The organism is Acidobacteriota bacterium, from assembly GCA_016196065.1.
Lineage (GTDB): Bacteria > Acidobacteriota > Terriglobia > Terriglobales > Acidobacteriaceae > Acidiflorens.
Genome location: JACPYL010000017.1, coordinates 1 through 3206, shown reverse-complemented (window position 1 = coordinate 3206; position 3206 = coordinate 1). Strand labels below are relative to the sequence as shown.

Annotated in this window: 5 protein-coding genes; all 5 read right to left on the bottom strand. The window is 59.5% G+C overall.

Features of this window, described 5'->3' with window-relative positions:
- Positions 1 to 398 precede the first annotated feature (398 nt).
- Entirely contained in the window at positions 399 to 554 is a 156-nt protein-coding gene (locus HY010_16665; protein MBI3477367.1) for a hypothetical protein, read from the bottom strand.
- Positions 555 to 771: 217 nt separating this feature from the next.
- On the bottom strand, positions 772 to 1185 hold the full coding sequence (locus HY010_16660; protein MBI3477366.1) for a hypothetical protein: 414 nt from the start codon (positions 1183 to 1185) through the stop codon (positions 772 to 774).
- Complete coding sequence (locus tag HY010_16655) at positions 1182 to 1592, bottom strand: hypothetical protein (protein ID MBI3477365.1); 411 nt, start codon at positions 1590 to 1592, stop codon at positions 1182 to 1184. The genes HY010_16660 and HY010_16655 overlap by 4 nt, the downstream gene beginning before the upstream one ends.
- A 71-nt stretch (positions 1593 to 1663) precedes the next feature.
- The gene (locus HY010_16650) at positions 1664 to 2437 is read right to left on the bottom strand and encodes a TIGR04255 family protein (protein MBI3477364.1); all 774 of its coding nucleotides are present in this window, start codon (positions 2435 to 2437) and stop codon (positions 1664 to 1666) included.
- Positions 2438 to 2838: 401 nt separating this feature from the next.
- A partial coding sequence (locus HY010_16645) for a PIN domain-containing protein (GenBank protein ID MBI3477363.1) occupies positions 2839 to 3206 on the bottom strand: 368 nt, incomplete at its 5' end.

The window sequence follows — 3206 nt, the reverse complement described above, 5'->3', positions numbered from 1 at the left end:
GATATTACTGGGACACTACACTAGTTTAGCTAAGTTATTTCGAAGAACTTCCAGGGCGTTGCTTCCCGCGGTGCATTCTGACGGGCAAGCGGATGAGACTTGCCACCTTCCGACCGCAGGGCCACGACGGAGGCGCGGTTGAGGACGCGGGGGCAACTCTGGGGAGAAGGGAAGGGCCGAACGCGGGCACTTCCGCCGGAGCCCGCGTGGGCCTTGCGAATGGAGAGCGCGGTTGCGAGTGAGGGGGTGTGGCCGCATCGTTATCCGGACGCCTTTCGGAGGTGGAGCGCCAACCGCCGCTTGGGTGCCTTTACCCAAATACTACCAGGAACCACTCTCGCTGGCAAGGTTCGCCGCAACGCTTTGGGGGCTACGTTGTTTCTAATTGTGCAATTCGCTTAACAAGCAAGCAACCGGCCGTTCGCTAGAAAAGCAACATCCCCCATCACGCCCGCCTCGATATTCCCAGCGCCCGGCACCATATCATGGTCCGGGGCATCCACAAATCCGCTATTTTCTGGGACGACCGGACGGGACGTTGCCAACTTAGACATCCTTCTCATTCTCCCCCGTTAGGGACTGCAACGAAACCAACTCCCATCGGCCGTAAGAAGCCACGGATGGGCGTCGCCGGAATAAGTACCTTGTCCGCACTGCGGCCCCTTCTGCTTCAAACCAGATCAGAACCCCCACGGATATTACGGGATCAGACAAGCATGCGAGGCTGAACGGCCTTGTGTGCGCCGGGGGCTGGCATGCCGCAAGTCCGAACTAGCCCGAAGCCGGCGGCGGTCTTGGCACAAATCTGGCCTCGACGGCGAGCTCTTGAGCGATGATCTTCTGCGCCGGCCTGTCGTCAGGCCAACCGACCACGACAGCGTGGTTCGGATTGTCGGCAACAGGCCTGGGCTCGACATCGAGTGTCCGTCGCCTCGCTTCGGCGGCGGGAATGTCGGCACGCCCATAAAGCGTGGCCGGCCTTGCGCCGGCGATGCTCTGACCGATACGCCAAACCTCTTGTTCCGGAAGATACTTTAGGCGAGTAACTGAAAGATCGGGATAGGGGTGCGGAATGAAGGCGTCCGGTTTGACTGTCCCGTCGTTGCGAATCCACCGATTGAAAAGAATGAAACGTGCGAGAATCTCGTAAGAGGCAACGGCCTTCCCCGGGCCTTCATCCGTCATACCGCTGTGACCCGGCGAATCAATTCCATGATGACCCTTGGAATCTCTCCGAAGAAAGGCTCGGTCCCGTAGGCCCGACTGGGGCCGATCAGGGCTGCGTAGTGGAGATCGCCTTCGGTGGTGACGCTGACGGACAGCGTACGTCGAGCAGACCGATACCATTCGAACGTGACATTTCCATCAGGCTCAGCGCCCGCTGAGGGAGCGGGAACGCCCAAAGGCAATGCACCCAGGAACCGATGCGCTTCAACGATTGCCTCGTTCACGACTGGAGCCGCACCGTAGCCGTCCCAGTTGGGAGAGCCGCATTCCTCCGCAACAACGGAAAGCTCCATCTCTGCCGCGCCCAATCCCAGCGAATTCGACTGCCGTAGACGATGCCAGCCTTGCTCATATTCCCGTGACATGTATTCCGCCTCGCAGCTCAGGCCAGATGTCTGAACGAAAGGAGAAGGGCTATGTTCCAGCGTGGTGAAGGTCACTTGAGCATCTCCAATGTCTTTGGCGTGATACTGCCGAAAAATACCTTGTTCTTCAGCCACCGCATTTCCGCGAGTCGTTTCTCGACAACATCCCTGCCTGGCGAAGAAGGCGTCGTCGTAAATACGTCTATGTCAAGGATCAGGCCCACGCCCATCGCCTCCTCCCCCTGAGGATGTTGCACTGTTTGAATGACAGCGACGTTATAGGGATACCCGGGCACGTTCAATACGCGACGATCAAGGTAATCGACCAAGGGAATATCCAGGTCCCGCGGTGTCCTCGGCGAGGCCTCGATGTAGTCCTCCAACTGAAACTCCCCCACTGGGGCCGGTATCCGGTTGACAAAACGTAGACCCAACCGTTGGGCCTCCGCGGGTTGTGCCAACTCCGAATGCAGTTGCCACAAGCGAAGCCCCTCCTTTTGGAACTGCTCCCAACTCACGTAAGGGGTCAACCTGCTGAATACGAAGCTATCCCGGTTGAATTGGGCGATGTGGCGCTTGTCCTCCGACTCGAAGCGAAGGCCCCGCCAACCAAGATCCTGAAGGGCCTGCTCGGCCGGCTGACCAGGCACCATCCTGATCTCGTGTCGAAACCCCCGGTGCGATTCGACAACCGGATACTCCGGAAGCTTTGGTTTGAGGCGCTCAGAGATGGCGGATTCATCCCAGGCCACTCCTGCGCGAGCACGCACTTCTATCACGGCCTCAACGATAGGCGCCCGTCCAAGCAGGGGAAACGTTTCGGCCAAGTCGATCCTCAGGCTCATTGTGACCATCTGGAAAAATAATAGTCCAAGGCCTGAATCGAAAGCAAGCCTGTACGCGCAGGGTGGGACGTTGCCAACTTAGACAACTCTTTCATTCTCGCCCGTTGGCCTCCGATCGTTCCCGGCTGTCTCCGCCCGTGCCGCGCGACACCCCGGTTGCCATCTCTTTCCCAGCAGGCCTAATCACTGCCTCCCCAGCGCCCGCGCCGCATCCTTGGCGGCGGATGGCGCCGAGCACCTCCATCATCGCCCGCGTCTCGTCCAACCAGCCGTTGGCCCGCCGCCGCCTTGATCATCGCGTACTCGTCACTTGGGGTCCGGGGCGTTGCCATGTGCTGCAACTTGCGAAGCTGCTCTATGCCGGTTTATCCCGGCGCACGCAACGTCCCCTCGTGGACGTCTTAGCAGAAATGATCGGGCTTCCTCACATCCACCTCCGTCACCCGATCGAACTCGGAATCGTATGTCACAAGCGGAAGGTCCATGATTTGGGCCGCGGCGCAAATAAGACTGTCCGCCAGCGAAAATCCCTTTCGGGCAGCCGCATACCGGCTCTTCAGGACTCCGGAAAGGACCGCGATCTCCGGCGTAATGTTCACAAGGCTGAAATCCTCGCGCATGCCGGAAAGAACGGACTCCAGGTCCGACTGCCTCCCCTCCCGGAGGATGATCGTTGTGATCTCGGAGAGCGTCACAACGCACTCGTATCCCCCGACCTTGCCGGTCTCGCATCGACGAATCAGGGCGGCGGACTTTTCGGCTCCCTCCT